12 protein-coding genes are annotated in these 15489 nt (G+C 68.7%); 10 read left to right on the top strand and 2 right to left on the bottom strand.

Going from position 1 to position 15489, the window contains the following annotated elements:
* Positions 1–118: 118 nt before the first annotated feature.
* Positions 119–1111 (bottom strand): TerC family protein, encoded by a 993-nt coding sequence (locus AX769_RS15465; RefSeq protein ID WP_066281095.1) that lies wholly within the window; start codon positions 1109–1111, stop codon positions 119–121.
* Between the two features lie 221 nt (positions 1112–1332).
* On the opposite strand from AX769_RS15465, the gene ftsY reads away from it, so the two are divergent.
* From ftsY to AX769_RS15440, 5 genes are all read left to right on the top strand, one after another.
* Positions 1333–2202, top strand: coding sequence for a signal recognition particle-docking protein FtsY (gene ftsY / locus AX769_RS15460; RefSeq protein ID WP_066281093.1), 870 nt, complete (start codon positions 1333–1335; stop codon positions 2200–2202).
* Between the two features lie 31 nt (positions 2203–2233).
* Positions 2234–3799 (top strand): signal recognition particle protein, encoded by a 1566-nt coding sequence (ffh, locus tag AX769_RS15455; protein ID WP_066281089.1) that lies wholly within the window; start codon positions 2234–2236, stop codon positions 3797–3799.
* 8 nt (positions 3800–3807) lie between these two features.
* Positions 3808–4821, top strand: a complete 1014-nt coding sequence (locus AX769_RS15450; RefSeq protein WP_066281086.1) for an alpha-hydroxy acid oxidase — start codon at positions 3808–3810, stop codon at positions 4819–4821.
* Between the two features lie 135 nt (positions 4822–4956).
* Positions 4957–5676 (top strand): SDR family oxidoreductase, encoded by a 720-nt coding sequence (locus AX769_RS15445; protein WP_066281084.1) that lies wholly within the window; start codon positions 4957–4959, stop codon positions 5674–5676.
* A 14-nt stretch (positions 5677–5690) separates the two neighbouring features.
* Positions 5691–6596: a LysR family transcriptional regulator gene (locus tag AX769_RS15440; protein WP_066281082.1), complete on the top strand. Its 906-nt coding sequence runs from the start codon at positions 5691–5693 to the stop codon at positions 6594–6596.
* A 4-nt stretch (positions 6597–6600) separates the two neighbouring features.
* Here the strand turns inward: AX769_RS15440 and AX769_RS15435 are convergent, their stop codons facing one another.
* Entirely contained in the window at positions 6601–7758 is a 1158-nt protein-coding gene (locus AX769_RS15435; protein WP_369824032.1) for a glutamate--cysteine ligase, read from the bottom strand.
* A 236-nt stretch (positions 7759–7994) separates the two neighbouring features.
* On the opposite strand from AX769_RS15435, the gene aroA reads away from it, so the two are divergent.
* From aroA to AX769_RS25730, 5 genes are read left to right on the top strand one after another with little or no spacing between them, the layout of a single operon-like run.
* Positions 7995–11126 (top strand): 3-phosphoshikimate 1-carboxyvinyltransferase, encoded by a 3132-nt coding sequence (gene aroA, locus AX769_RS15430; RefSeq protein WP_066281076.1) that lies wholly within the window; start codon positions 7995–7997, stop codon positions 11124–11126.
* Positions 11123–12325 (top strand): acyl-CoA dehydrogenase family protein, encoded by a 1203-nt coding sequence (locus AX769_RS15425; protein WP_066281075.1) that lies wholly within the window; start codon positions 11123–11125, stop codon positions 12323–12325. Before aroA ends, AX769_RS15425 begins: the two co-directional genes overlap by 4 nt.
* A gap of 34 nt (positions 12326–12359) precedes the next feature.
* A complete protein-coding gene (locus tag AX769_RS15420; protein WP_157887664.1) occupies positions 12360–13220 on the top strand; it encodes an SDR family oxidoreductase in 861 nt (286 codons plus the stop codon).
* The gene (locus AX769_RS25735) at positions 13204–13641 is read left to right on the top strand and encodes a hypothetical protein (protein WP_204249223.1); all 438 of its coding nucleotides are present in this window, start codon (positions 13204–13206) and stop codon (positions 13639–13641) included. Before AX769_RS15420 ends, AX769_RS25735 begins: the two co-directional genes overlap by 17 nt.
* Complete coding sequence (locus AX769_RS25730) at positions 13638–15299, top strand: FAD-dependent oxidoreductase (RefSeq protein ID WP_204249222.1); 1662 nt, start codon at positions 13638–13640, stop codon at positions 15297–15299. Before AX769_RS25735 ends, AX769_RS25730 begins: the two co-directional genes overlap by 4 nt.
* Positions 15300–15489: the final 190 nt, after the last annotated feature.

Raw genomic sequence — 15489 nt, 5'->3', positions numbered from 1 at the left:
GTGTCTTCTTCGCTGTTCGATGACCCGCGCCAGTGGCGCGGGGGAGCGGGGGCTTCACAGCCCTCGATCCGACGATGGATGTGAAAGCCGTGCGCCCCCGGCGCCGGTCGAACCGGTGTCAGGAGGCGAGCTCGGCGCGTCGTGCATCCGCAGTCGACTTGCGAAGGCTGAGAACGGTGGCGACGAGGATCGTCAGCACGATGAATCCGAGAGAGACGCTGATGGGGATCTCGGGGATCCAGTCGACGGGACGACCGCCATTGATAAAGGATACTTCGTTCACGTGCAACGCGTGGAAGACGAGTTTTACTCCGATGAAGGCCAGGATCACCGCGAGGCCCTGAGCGAGGTAGACCAGCCGCTCGAGCAGGCCCGAGATCAGGAAGTACAGCTGGCGGAGCCCCAGCAGCGAGAACGCGTTCGCGGCGAACACGATGAACGCGTCCTGCGTGAGGCCGAAGATCGCCGGGATCGAGTCGAGCGCGAAGAGTACGTCGGTGAAGCCGATGGCGAGCATCACGAGCAGAAGCGGCGTGAACATGCGCTTGCCGTTCACCTTGGTGGTGACCTTCTGCCCGTCGTAGTCGTCCGACGTGGGCACGACGCGACGCAGGATCCGGATCAGCCGACTGTCGCCCTCTTCCTTCTCGTCGCCGTGGCCGCCTCGCACCTGGCTGTACGCCAGCCAGAACAGCAGCGCGCCGAACACATAGAACACCCACGCGAAGTTCTCGATGATCGTGACGCCGACGGCGATGAACACGCCGCGTGAGACCAGGGCGATCGCGATGCCGACGAGCAGCACCTTCTGCTGGTAGATCCGCGGCACGGCGAAGCTCGTCATGATGATGAGGAAGACGAAGAGGTTGTCGACGCTGAGGGCCTTCTCGGTGATCCAGCCGGCGAAGTACTCGCCGCCGAGAGTCCAGCCGCTCGTCACGCCGATGCCGACGCCGAACAGGATCGCGATCGCGATGTAGACGATCGACCAGGTCGCCGACTCCTTGATGGTCGGCTCGTGCGGCGTGCGCACGTGGCTGTAGAAGTCGAAGATCAGCAGGCCGAGCACGAAGAGGATCGTGAGGGCCCAGACGTAGAACGGGGTTTCCATGCGGCTCCTTCAGTACGGCGCGCGGTGAGGCACACTCGGGTACTGAAGGTCTCTTCCGCCCCGCACGACCGGATTGACAACCGGAGTCGAGGCCGATGCACCGGGACCAGAACGATCTGATCCGTACTGACGACGCACCGCAGACGGGAATACTCCCCTTCAACGTCCCCAGCCTACCGGGGCGTCAGAGCGAACGCACTGCCCCGGCTAAAGTTGCACCCATGGCAAATCCCTGGTCGCTCTCAGGCGCACTCCGCGGCGTGTTCGGTCGCAAGGCGATCGACGACACCACGTGGGACGACCTCGAGGCCTCCCTCATCGGCGCCGACTTCGGCCCCGACATCACCGAGCAGATCACCGAAGACCTTCGCGAGAAGGTCGCCCGCTACAACACCACCGACCCCGCCGACCTCAAGCGCATGCTGCGCGAGACGCTGGAAGAGCGGCTGTCGAAGCTCGACCCGACCCTCAAGCTCTCGAACCGCCCGGCCGTCGTGCTCGTCGTCGGCGTGAACGGCGTCGGCAAGACCACGACGATCGGCAAGTTCGCGAAGTTCCTCCGCAATTTCGACCGCTCGGTCGTCGTCGGCGCGGCCGACACCTTCCGTGCGGCTGCGGTCGAGCAGCTGGCCACCTGGGCCGAGCGGGCGGGCGCGCAGATCGTCAAGCCGCAGGCCCAGGGCCAGGATCCTGCGTCCGTCGCCTTCCAGACCGTCGAGAAGGCGATGAACGAGGGCATCGAGATCGTCATCATCGACACCGCCGGTCGTCTCCAGACCAAGGCGGGGCTGATGGACGAGCTCGGCAAGATCAAGCGCGTCGTCGAGAAGCAGACCGAGATCGCCGAGGTTCTGCTGGTGCTCGACGCCACGACGGGTCAGAACGGCCTCGCTCAGGCCGAGGCCTTCATCGAGCACGCCGGCGTCACCGGGCTGGTGCTCACGAAGCTCGATGGCAGCGCGCGCGGCGGTTTCGTGCTGGCGGTGCAAGAGCAGACCGGCATTCCGATCAAGCTCGTGGGCCAGGGCGAGAAGATCGGCGACCTCACTGGCTTCACCCCGCACGTCTTCGTGCAGAACCTCGTCGGGTAGCTCTCCCATCGTCGGATAAACTGGCGAGACCATGGCAACCTTCGGATCTCTCTCTGACCGCCTCGCGCAGACCCTCACGAACCTGCGCGGCAAGGGCAAACTCTCCCCGGCCGACGTCGACGGAACCGTTCGCGAGATCCGCCGCGCCCTGCTCGACGCCGACGTGTCGCTCGACGTGGTCAAGGCCTTCACTGGCGCGATCCGCGAGCGTGCCCTCGGCGACGAGGTCAACAAGGCGCTGAACCCGGCCCAGCAGGTCGTCCAGATCGTCAACGAAGAGCTGGTGCAGATCCTCGGCGGCCAGCAGCGCCGCCTCGAGTTCGCGAAGCGCCCGCCGACGGTCATCATGCTGGCCGGCCTCCAGGGCGCCGGCAAGACGACCCTCGCGGGCAAGCTCGCGAAGTGGCTGAAGAAGGAGGGGCACACGCCCGTCCTGGTCGCGTCCGACCTCCAGCGCCCGAACGCGGTCACCCAGCTGCAGGTCGTCGGCGAGCAGGCCGGTGTGCCGGTCTTCGCACCCGAGCCCGGCAACGGCGTGGGCGACCCGGTCAAGGTCGCGAAGAACGGCGTGAAGTTCGCCCAAGACAAGCTGTACGACACCGTCATCGTCGACACCGCCGGCCGTCTCGGCGTCGATGCCGACCTGATGAAGCAGGCCTCCAACATCCGCAAGGCCGTCGACCCCGACGAGGTGCTCTTCGTCATCGACGCGATGATCGGCCAAGACGCGGTTGCGACCGCCAAGGCCTTCCAGGAGGGCGTCGACTTCACCGGCGTCGTCCTGACGAAGCTCGACGGCGATGCCCGCGGTGGTGCGGCGCTCAGCGTCGCGAGCGTCACCGGCCGCCCGATCATGTTCGCGTCGACCGGTGAGGGCCTCGACGACTTCGAGCCCTTCCACCCCGACCGCATGGCGAGCCGGATCCTCGACCTCGGCGACATCCTCACCCTCATCGAGCAGGCGCAGGGCGCGTTCGACGAGAAAGAGGCGATGGAGATCGCCGAGAAGTTCGCGACCGACAGCTTCACGCTCGACGACTTCTTGAAGCAGATGCAGCAGCTGCGCAAGATGGGCTCGATCAAGGGCATGCTCGGCATGCTTCCCGGAGCGAAAGGCATGCGCGAGCAGCTCGACAACTTCGACGAGGGCGAGATCGTCCGCACCGAGGCCATCATCCAGTCGATGACGAAGGCCGAGCGCGCCAACTCCAAGCTCCTCAACGGGTCGCGCCGCGTCCGTATCGCGCGGGGCTCGGGCATGACCGTCACCGACGTCAACCAGCTCGTCAACCGTTTCGAGCAGGCGGCCAAGATGATGAAGACCGTGGCCAAGGGCGGCGTGCCGCAGGTTCCCGGCATGGGGCCGATCCCCGGCGGCAGCTTCGGCAATCGCAAGCAGGTCGCCAAGAAGAAGGGCTCGAAGGCCGGCAACCCGGCAAAGCGCGCCGCTGAGAACGCCCGGATCGCCAGTGGCGAGAAGGCTCCCGCCGCCAACGTCGGCGGCGGCTCCGGCTTCGGTCTCGGCGGCGGCAAGGGCGGCAAAGCGGCTCCGACCGAAGAAGAGCTCGCCAGCCTCCAGAAGTTTCTCGGCCGCTAGGCATCGCCGTGACCACTGGGCCCGGCGTCGGGCCGCTCGACGACAGCTTCGTGTGGCCGGGGAGCGTCGACTCGCGGGCCGTCGGCTACATCGAGGGCGACCTCGGCGGGGCCAACCGGCGTGACGTCGAGGCGTGGCGGGCGCTCCGCATCCTGCCCCGCGTGCTGCGCGACGTGACTCGCGTCTCGACCGAGTGGCAGCACGACGGGCTGACGTTCGCGAGCCCGATCCTGGTCGCACCGTGGGCGAGCCAGACGTTCGTGCACCCGGAGGGTGAGAAGGCGACCAGCCACGGCGCAGCGTCCGCCGGTGTGCCCTTCGTGCTGTCGTCGAACAGCGCGACGCGCGTGGTCGACCTCCCCGCCGACGGGGCGCCGTTCTGGTCGCAGCTGTACGTGCCGCCGCGGCGGGAAGACATCCTCCCGTACCTCAAGGCGTCGCAGGATGCCGGGGCGCTGGGTTTCGTGGTCACGGTCGACGCTCCGACGGTGCCGGTCGACTTCTCGTTCCGGTCTCCCATCCGCGACATCGCCCCGCCCTCCGTCAACTTCCGGGACGGCGTCATGCCGGCGGTCGCAGCCGACCTGAGCGTCGCCGACTTCGCATGGATCCACGAGGTGACCGGCCTGCCGGTGCTCGCCAAGGGCGTGCTCGCCGCCGAGGACGCCGCGATGCTGGTCGAGGCCGGCGTCGACGGCATCATCGTGTCGAACCACGGAGGGCGGCAGCTCGGCGCAGTCGTCACGACGAGCTCGGTGTTGGCGTCGGTGGCCGGCGCCGTGGCCGGTCGTGCACCGGTCTGGGTCGACGGCGGCATCCGCTCGGGTGAAGACGTCTTCCGGGCGCTCGCCCTCGGGGCCTCTGCGGTGCTCGTGGGGAGGCCGGCGGCGAGGGCCCTCGTCGAGGGTGCGTCCGGGGTCGAAGCCGTGCTCGACGAGCTGCGCGTGCAGTTGCACACGGCCATGACGATGGCGGGCGCCGCAACGCTCGCCGACATCTCTCGGTCGCACCTCGCCTCCTGAGGCTCGCAGCCCCAGCGGGACGGCCCATACCCGCACGGTATGGCTGGGCACCCAACAGGTCTTGGACGCGGCATCCGGTAGGCACCGAGACTCGTTCTGTCGGGTCGCACGTCGCGACCGACGGAAAGGCACCTCATGTCACTCTCCGACAAGCGCATCGTCATCCTCGGGGGCACCAGCGGGCTCGGTCTCGCCACCGCCCTGGCCTCGGCCGACGCCGGGGCCAGAGTCGTCGTCGTCTCGAGTCGCCAGACGAGCGTCGACGCAGCCCTCGCTCAGCTGCCGGCCTCGGCGGAGGGATTCGCGGTCGATCTCACCGACAGCCTCGCCCTCGGCGCGTTCTTCGAGGCTCTCGGCCGCTTCGACCACCTGGTCTACACGGCGGGTGAGACCCTCACGTTCCAGGCCCTGGCCGACTACGACATCGCGGCCGCCCGCAAAGTGTTCGAGCTGCGGTTCTTCACGGCGCTGGAGGCGGCGCGGCTGTCGCTTCCGCTGCTGAACGGCGGCGGGTCGATCACGTTCACCAGCGGGACGGCAGCACTTCGCCCAGGGCCCACCTGGACGATCGGGTCCGCCTGGTGCAGCGCCATGATCGCGGCAGGCAAGGCCCTCGCGATCGAAATCGCACCGCTGCGCGTCAACACGATCGTGCCCGGGCTGACGCGGACACCCGTGTGGAACGGCATGTCGCAGGACGAGCAGGACGCCCTATTCGCATCGTCCGGCGCGTCGCTTCCCCTCGGCCGCGTGGCCGAGCCTTCCGATGTGGCCAAGGCCTTCCTCGCGATGATCGACACCGACTACGTCACCGGCCAGACCCTCGTGGTCGACGGCGGCGGCGTGCTCGTCTGACGTAGCGTGAGGGCATGAGCGATCTCGACCTCCGCAAGCTGCGCTATTTCGTGGCGATCGCCGATGCGGGCACGTTCGGCCGCGCGGCCGAGCGGCTTCACATCGCCCAGCCCGTGCTGAGCCGGCAGCTGCGGGCCCTCGAGGCCGAGCTCGGGGTGACCCTGTTCGATCGTTCGAGTCGCGGCACCGAGGTCACCGAGGCGGGGGAGTCGCTTGTCGACGAGGCGCGTCGGCTCCTGTCGGCGTCGCGCTCGTTTCAACGGCGTGCCCGGATCCGCGGCCGGGGCGCGGCGCACTTCACCATCGCCTTCATGCCGGGGATCATCGTCACCGGTCTCGCGCGGGCCATGGGCGATCGATTCCCGGGCCTCCGGGTCGACGTGCTGCGCACAGGCTACGACGATCAGATCGAAGTCGTCCACGACGGGCGTGCGGACGTCAGCATCGTCCGCATGCCGGTCGCTCGTCGAGGCCTCCGTGTCGTGCGGCTGACGAGCGAACCGCGGGTCGTGGCCCTGCCGTTCGACCACCCGCTGGCCGCGCGGGCGGCCCTGGCGGTCCGCGACCTCGCGCTGCTCGAACTGCTGCAAGACGTCGATGCCGTGCCGGAGTGGCGCGACGCCGCCGAAGAGCTGCGGCCGAACGGCCTGTCGGATCGGCCGGACGACCTGCCGAAGCCGACCACCGTCGAAGAGAAGCTGGAGTACGTCGCGTCCGGCGTCGGGATCGCGATCCTGCCCGATTCGGCCGCGCAGTTCTACACGCGTCCCGACGTCGTCTACCGTCGGCTCACCGACATCGGGCCGAGCGACGTCGCGCTCGTCTACGAGGCCGACCGGCGCACCCCGCAGATCGACGCAATCGTCGAGATGGCGCAGGCCGTCTACGGTGACAGCCTCGCGGGCCTCCTCGACGCCTGACCGCTCAGCGAGCCGGCGGGGCGACGCCGTCGCGCAGCTCGGCTACGAGCGAGGCCACCACGGCCTTGAGCGACCCGTAGTTTCGCGCCGCCACCGCGAGCTGCCGCTGATAGGAAGCGCCTCCGGTCATGATCGTCTGCACCCCGGCGAGCTCGTCGAGGCAGCCGAGGCGTTCCGCTGCGGGCTCGAGCCGAACCAGCAGATCCTGCGTGTCGTCGGTGACGAGGCGCTCGTCACCTGCCGCGTTCTGGATGATGATCGCCTCCAGGCCGTAGCGGGCGGCGCGCCACTTGTTCTCGCGGACGAACCACGGCTGCATCCGCGGCAGCTCTTCGCCATGGTCGAGGCGCTCCGAGAAGTCGTCGACGAGGCACTGCGCGAGAGCCGCCATCGACGCGACTTCGGCCACGCTCGAGATCCCGTCGAACACCCGGATCTCGAGGGTTCCCCACGTCGGCGACGGCCGGAGATCCCAGCGCAGCTCCGAGAAGTCGTCGATCACACCGGTGCGCGTCATGTCGTCGACCATCGACTCGTAATCGCCCCAGGTCTCGAACTGCGGCGGCAGGCCGGCGGTCGGCAGCTGCTGGAACATCATCGCCCGGTTCGACGCGTAGCCGGTGGCCTCGCCGACCCAGAACGGGCTCGACGCGGTCAGCACCTGGAAGTGCGGCAAGTAGGTGAGGAGGGCGTTGAGGATCGGCAGCACCTTCCGCTTGTCATCGATCCCCACGTGCACGTGCACGCCCCAGATCATCATCTGGCGCCCCCACCACCGGGTGCGGTCGATCAGGGTCTCGTACCGCTCGCTGTCGGGCGTGACGCTCTGCTGGAACCACTGGCTGAACGGGTGCGTGCCGGCGCACATCAGGTCGGCGCCGAGGGGTTCGGCCTCGTCGCGCACGGCCGCGATCGTGGCCTCGAGGTCGGCGATCCCGTCGGCGACCCGCTCGTGGACGCCGGTGACGATCTCCACCGTGTTCGTCAGCAGCTCTTTCGTCACGCGGTCGCCGTCATCGTTGAGGTGACGAAGGGCCGACAGGATCTCGGGAGCCCGCGGCGACAGCTCTCCGCTTCGCCGGTCGACCAGTGCGAGCTCCCACTCCAGCCCGAGCGTCGACCGCCTCGATGTGGCGAAGGGGATTCGGGGGGCGCGACTCATGCGCGCCATCCTGCCAGGCCAGAGGGGCCGACCGGCCGAGGCAAGTCCATATCCTCCGAAGAAGGGTGCTCATCTTTGCAGGGTCTCTGACGACTTCTGCGCGGGGCGCCGCCGACAGGGTGGCGCAGCCCCCTCCGGGGGACACCGTGGGCTAACGTATCTCGACGGGACCAGCGGTGGGTGGGTTCAATCCTTCACCGCGTGGTGCCCGCGCAGGCTAGCAGGAGGAGGACGTCATGCAGTTGGTCGTCAGAGGCACGTCAACCAGGCTCGAGGGCGAACTCGAGATCCCCGTCTCGAAGTACCACGCGCACCGGGCTCTGGTCCTGGCGTCGCTCGCCCCGGGCCGGAGCGTCATCACCGGCGTCTCGACCACCCGTCAGGTCGAGTGGACCGTCGGCACGCTACGAGCCCTCGGCACGAAGATCACGGTCGACGGCGACCGCTACATCGTCGAGGGCGGGCCGTACCAGGCCACCGACATCGTCGACCACGGCTCGAAGGGCGCCGAAGGCCTCCTCAACATGGGCTCGTCCGGCACCACGCTCTACTTCATGGTCGGCCTCGCGTCGCTCGCCGACCAGCCGATGACCCTGACGGGCATGAAGTACTTCCGTCGGCGCCCGATCAAGGCCCTCCTCGACTCCCTGCAGCAGATGGGCGTCGAGCTCGAGGCCGACCAGGATCGCCCGCCCGTCCACGTCCAGCCGAAGCGCCCTCGCGGCGGTGAGGTCTCGATCGCCGGCACCCTCAGCCAATGGCTCTCCGGGCTTCTCCTGCTCGCGCCGTTCGCCGAGACCGACACGGTCGTCCACGTCACCGGCGGCACGCTCAACGAGCAGCCGTACGTCGACCTGACGATCCGGATGATGCGCCTGTGGGGTCTCACCGTCGAGCACTCCGACGATTGGCTCACCTTCACGATTCCCAGCAACCAGACGGCCACCCCCGCCGACTACACGATCCCCGCCGACATCGGCTCGGCCGCCTTCGGCATCGCCGCCGCCGCGATACACCCGTCCGACGTGCTCTTCACGGGGCTCCGCACCTTCAAGACCAGCGAGACCGACCACCCCGAGTCGGAGTTCCTCGACCTCGCCAGCGAGATGGGTGTTCGGTTCTCGATCGACGAGGAGACCGGGTATGTCCGCATCGTGAGCGACGGTGCGCCGCTCAGGGCCATCGACATCGACTGCCAGCCGATCCCCGACCTCCTGCCGATCCTGGCGACCATGGCGACTTTCGCCCGGGGCACTTCGATCTTCCGCAACGTCGGCCACATCCGTCTCAAAGAGAGCGACCGCGTCTCGGCGATGCTGCAGTTGAACAACCTGGGTGGCACCGCCGCCCAGACGCACGACGAGCTGCGGGTCACCGGCGCGACACAGCCTCTGGTAGGCGCCCCGCTGTCATCGTTCAACGACCACCGCGTGCTCATGTCGCTGGCGATCGCCGGCACCCGGGCGGCCGGCGCGACCACATTGACCTATCCGCGCGCGTACCGCATCTCCTATCCGACCTTCCTCGAGGCGATGACCTCGATCGGGCTCGACCTCGACATGGGCGACCCCAAGACGCTCGAGACGCCCGAGAACGTCGAGTTCGAGCGCGACGAGCTGAGCGAGGCCTCGCAGCAGGAGGCCCCGCTCGAGCTGCGGGGCGTCGACGCCGACCCGCTGGTGCTCAGCGAGAAGGTCCGGCAGATGGCCGAGACCCGTCCGAACGACGCGGCTGTCATCGAGGTCGGCGGCGTCGAGCCGGTCACCACCACCTGGCGCGAGCTTCAGGACGAAGCAGACAAGGTCTCGCAGCTGCTCATCGAGCTCGGTGTGCAACGGGGCGAGTCGGTCGCCATGCAGCTGCCCAACTGGAAGGAGTTCGTGGCGATCACGCTCGGCACCGTCCAGATCGGGGCCGTCGCCACGCCGATCATGCCGGTGTTCGGCCCGCGCGAGACCACGATGACTCTGTCTCGGTCGCGTGCCCGCGTCGTCTTCCTGCCCAACCTGTTCCGCCGTCGGCGCCCGGCCATCGAGTTGCTCGACGTGATCGACGAGGCCAAGGCCCAGAAGCGCCGCCTCTCGCTCGAGCACGTCGTGGTCCTGCGCTCGGAGAGCCGCGGCGACTCGAGTGCTCACGCCGACGCGACGCCGATCCCGGCAGCAGTCGCCTCACGAGTCGAAGCGTCCGAGTGGAACTGGCGCTACTACGACATCGCCCTCGGCGCCGTCACGCCCGACCTCGCGCTCATCCGCGAGCTCGCGCCGACGCCCGAGGACATCTGCCAGCTGCTCTTCACTTCCGGCACCACCGGTGAGCCGAAGGGCGTGCAGCACCCGCACCGCACCCTGGGCCTGGCGACCGCCATGGAGGTCGCGCACCTCGGCCTCGGCGACGCCGACCGCGTGTACATCCCGTCGCCGCTCGCCCACCAGACCGGCTTCCTCTACGGCATGCTGCTGTCGTGGCGCCTCGGCGTCGCCAGCGTCATCCAGCCGGTGTGGGATGCGAAGGTCGCGCTGACGCAGGCCTTCCACGCGTCGAAGGCCTCGTTCGTGCAGTGCGCGACGCCGTTCCTCACCGACCTCGTGGCCGAGGTCGAGGGCGGCATCCCGCAACCCGAGAGCCTCCGGATCTTCGTCGCAACCGGCGCCGCCGTGCCGCGTGCCCTCGCCCAGAAGGCGACCACCGTGCTCGAGACGAGTGTTCTCGGCGCCTTCGGCACCTCCGAGACGTGCCTCGGTGCACTCTCGACGCCGTTCGACGCCCCCGAAGACGCCTGGGGCAGCGACGGCAAGCCGCTGCCCGGCATCCGCCTGCGCATCGTCGACGACGAGGGGGTCGAGTTGCCCGCCGGCATTGAAGGCAACTACGAGCTGCACTCGCCGACGATGTTCGGCGGCTACCTCGACCGGCCCGACCTCACCGACGACGTCTTCACGGCCGACGGCTGGTACCGCACGGGCGACCTGGCCATCGTCGACGACAAGGGCTTCCTGCACATCACGGGCCGCATCAAAGACGTGATCAACCGCGGCGGCGAGAAGATCCCGGTCGTCGAGATCGAAAACCTCCTCTACCAGCACCCCCTGGTGTCGGATGCAGCGATCGTCGCCATGCCCGACCCGCGACTCGGTGAGCGCGCCTGCGCGTTCGTCGTGGCGTCGAAGACCGGCGTGCACCTCGAGTTCGCCGACATGAAGAAGTACCTCGGCGACGCCGGGGTCTCGAAATACTATTGGCCCGAGCGTCTCGAGTTCATCGATGAGATCCCCCGCAACGCCGTGGGCAAGGTCCAGAAGAACGTCCTGCGCGACCAGGCAGCGGCCCTCGTGGCCCGCGACACCGTCAAGGAGAACCAGAAATGACCACCACGACCGCTGCACCCGCCGTATCCGGCCTCGACGGCGAAGCTCGGATTTCAGAAGAAGCTTTCCAGGCGATCAAGGCCGACGTCACCGCCTGGGTCGAAGGCCCCGGCGAGGCGTACGCCGACGAGATCGAGGCCACCGGTCAGGTGCCCGACGGCCTTCTGCCGGAGCTCCGTGACCGCGGCTACCTCAGCCTCGCGGCGCCCGTCGAGCTCGGCGGCCGCGGCATTCCGTTCTCGCGCTACCTCGAGCTCATGGAGATCGTGTCGCGCTCGCACGCGTCGATCCGCATGCTCGTCCACGTGATCAACGGCACCTGGCGCGCCATGGTGCCTTTCGCGACCCCTGCTCAGATGGACGAGATCGTCAAACCCTCCATCGCCGGCACCAAGCTGGTCGCGTTCACGCTCACCGAGGCCACGGCCGGCACGGGTCAGGATCTCCGCACCACGGCCCGCCTCGAGGGTGACACCTGGTACCTCAACGGCGAGAAGCACCTCATCACGTTCGGCGTGAAGTGCGACTACTGGCTGATCGCAGCCCGCATCGAGGGTTCCACAGACAAAGAGGGCTTCGTCGCCTTCCTCATGCCGAACACGGGTCTGCCGGGAGCCGAGGTGATCGACGACTCCGAGACCATGGGCGTCCGCGGCACCGACCACGCGATCCTGCGCTTCACCGAGACGCCCGTGCCGAATTCTGCTCTGCTCGGCGAGCAGGGTGACGGCCTCAAGGTCGCCCTCGGCGGCTTCCTTCTGCCGAGCCGCGTGTCGGTGGCCATGAGCGCTGTCGGCCTGGCCGAGCGTGCGCAGCAGCTCGCCGTCGAGTACGCCAACAAGCGCGAGACCTTCGGCAAGAAGCTCTCCAGCCGCCAGGCGATCCAGTTCTACCTGGCCGAGAACTATGCCGACATCGCCGCTGCACGTGCCCTCGTCATCGAGGCCGCGAAGGCTTACGAAGAGGACCGCGCCGACGCCGGTGTGCTCTCGAGCGCCTCGAAGATGATCGCGGTCGACATGCTCGCGCGCGTCACAGACAAGGCTCTCCAGGTCCACGGCGGCCAGGGCTACTGGAAGCGCAACAAGATCGAGCGCGTCTACCGTGACGCTCGCGCGCAGCGCTTCGAAGAGGGCACCAACGAGATCCAGAAGCTCGTCGTCGGCCGCGCCGTCGTCACGGGTGCCGTCGACTACTAGATCCAATTATTTCATCTCTTCAGAAAGGCCCCCGTTGGCTTCCGAAACATCCTCCCGTCCTGTCGCCCTGATCACTGGCGCCTCGCGCGGCATCGGCAAGGTGCTCGCCCTCAAGTTGGCGAGCCGGGGCGTCGACGTCGTCGTCACTTACAAGAACAACGCCGAGATGGCTGAGGGCACCCTCGCCGAGATCCGTGCGCTCGGGGCCGACGGCATCACGGTGCAGCTCGACGTCGAACAGCCGAAGTCGATCGACGCCGTGTTCGAGGTCGTCAAGCAGACCTACGGCAAGCTCGACATGTTCATCGCCTCGGCGGCGGCATCGGCCTTCAAGCCGGTCTCCGAGCTCAAGCTGCACCACCTCGACCGCAACTACGCGACCAACATCCGCTCGTTCGTGCTGGGTGCGCAGGCGGCGGCCGCGATCATGCCGAACGGCGGCAGGATCGTGGCGATCACCAGCTACGGCTCGCTGCGCGCGTTCCCGACCTACGCCTCGCTCGGTGCGGCCAAGGCGGCGAACGAGGCCTACGTCAAGTTCATGGCGACCGAGTTCGGCCCGCGAGGCATCACGGTCAACGCTGTCAACGGCGGCCTCATCGACACCGACTCGCTCGACTACTTCTACAACTCGGTGCCCGGCATGGCGCCGATGGAGTCGGTCATCTCGAAGATCCCGCTGCAGCGCAAGGGCACTGCCGACGAGGTGGCCGACGCCGTCGACTTCCTGCTCTCCGAGAAGGCCGGCTACATCACCGGCCAGGTGATCTCGGTCGACGGTGGTCTGACCGTCATCGCCCCGCCGTTCTGGGCCGACACGACGAGCCCCCTGCGCGACGCCGTGCTGGGTGACGCAGCAGTGGCCGGCCCGGTGCTCGGTGGCCCCCGGCTCTGACCTGCTGGCGCTCACGCAGACGCCGTGGTCGCTGGGCTCGCTGCGTCTGCCGCACCGTGTCGTGCTCGGGAGCATGCATACGGGCCTCGAGGTCCGTGACGACGGCGGTGCCGCACTGGCGCGTTTCTACCAGGAGCGCGTCGAGGGTGGTGCTGCTCTCGTCATCACCGGTGGGCTCGCGGTCAACTCCGAGGGTCGCGGTGGCGCCGACTACGCCGTGCTGGGTGATCCTGCTGCCGATACACGATTCGCGCGAGCCGCGGCCGCCGTGCACGAGGCCGGGGGAGCGCTCTCGGCGCAGCTCTTCCATGCCGGTCGCTACGCGCTGACGTCGGGCCTGACTCGGCGTGACGGCGCGGATGAGTATGCGGTCGCGCCGTCGGCCGTGCCATGGCGGGCCGCGCGGGGGCGGTGCCCGTGAGTCTCGACGACGCCGGAGTGCGTCGAACGATCGCCGACTACGCGGCGGCCGCCCGCCGGGCTCAAGAACTGGGCTTCGATGCTGTCGAGGTGATGGCGTCCGAGGGCTACCTCGTCAACCAGTTCTGCTCTCCGCTCACCAACCTGCGAGACGACGAGTGGGGTGGCGACGCCGTGCGCCGACGCCGGTTCCCGATCGCCGTGCTCGAGGCGGTCCGGAGCGCTGTCGGGCCGTCGTTCCCGGTCGGCTTCCGAGTCTCGGGCGACGACCTCATGCCCGATTCGTCGACTGCCGGCGATGTCGACGCTCTCGTGCTCGCGCTGGTCGACGCCGGGGTGGACGGCATCAGCGTCGGCGTCGGCTGGCACGAATCTCGGGTGCCCACCGTGCAGGCCGCCGTGCCGCACGCGGTCTGGGTGCCCTACGCCGAGCGCATCGCGGGAGTCGTGCGAGCCTCGTCCCGACCGGCGGTAGCCGTCATCGCGAGCAACAGGATGACGGATCTCCGCGACGTCGAGGACGTCCTGGCTCGCGGCGCCGTCGACGCCGTGGCACTGGCGCGGCCGTTCCTCGCCGACCCCGCCATCGTCGCCAAGAGCACCGCCGGGCACTTCGACCGGGTCACGACGTGCATCGGCTGCAACCAGGCCTGCATCGACCGGTCGATCTTCGGCAAGCCGGTCTCGTGCCTCGTGAACCCGCGGGCGGCACGCGAGCTGGAGTTCCCGGTCATGCCGAGCCGTCGCATCCTGCGCGTCGCCGTCGTCGGGGCCGGCCCCGCAGGCCTCTCTGCCGCTGTCGATCTCGCCCGCCGGGGCAACGCCGTCACCGTTTTCGAGGCCCGCTCGTCGCTGGGCGGCCAGTTCGACCTCGCCGCTTCGATCCCCGGCAAGGAAGACTACGCAGGCCCCGTTCTCGCGATGCACGACGAGCTGCTGCGCCTGGGCGCGACCGTCGTCACCGGCCGAGTCGTAGGGGCACAGGATCTCGTCGATTTCGACCACGTGATCGTCGCCACCGGCGTCCGGCCGCGTACTCTCGACATCCCCGGCATCGATCTGCCGCATGTCGTCACGTACGAACGTGCCCTCCGCGAGGGTGTCCCGGCGGGCACCGTCGCCCTCATCGGCGCCGGCGGCATCGGCGTCGACACAGCCGCTTACCTCGTCGAGTCGGGCCACGAGGCCGAGCGCGCCGCGGAGTTCGTCAGCTCGTACGACTTGCCGACCGACGCCGTGTTCGGGGCGTCGCTTCAGCAGCGCCGAGACGCAACCCGACCGCACCCGGTTCGCCCGGGCTCCCAGGTCACCCTGATCAGCCGCTCGGGCAAGTTCGGCAGCGGTGTCGGCGCCTCCTCGCGCTGGGTCGCCGTGGCCCGCCTCCGCGCCGCCGGCGTGAACTTCGTCGACCACGTCTCGTACCAGGCCGTTCGCCCGGGCGTGCTCGAGGTCGTCTCGCCGGAGGGGGTCGTCTCGTCGATTCCCGCCGACACGGTCATCGTCTGCGCCGGCCAAGAGCCTGTGGCGTCGCTCGCCGCGGCCCTCGCCTCCGCCGGCACGCCGCACACGCTCATCGGCGGCGCCCTCGACGCTCGCGCCGTCGACGCCGTCCGCGCCATGTCCGAGGGCCTCGAGGCCGCCCGCCGCGTCGCCCCCTGACTCCGGGCCTGGCCACGCCTGGCGGAGTCCGGGCAAACAGCCCGCGCCGACCTCCCGGGAAGCGGTATTGCTTTTTCTGACTTACAGGTCTGCCCGAACTCAGTGCCGGGTTGCCGCGCTGCCCAAGGTGGTCCTGAATTCAGTCGCACGGCGGCCGCGAAACGAACGTGCGGCTGAATTCAGTCCCGTC

The sequence above is a fragment of the Frondihabitans sp. PAMC 28766 genome, assembly GCF_001577365.1.
Taxonomy (GTDB): domain Bacteria; phylum Actinomycetota; class Actinomycetes; order Actinomycetales; family Microbacteriaceae; genus Frondihabitans.
This window is presented reverse-complemented; position numbering and strand designations above follow the sequence as displayed.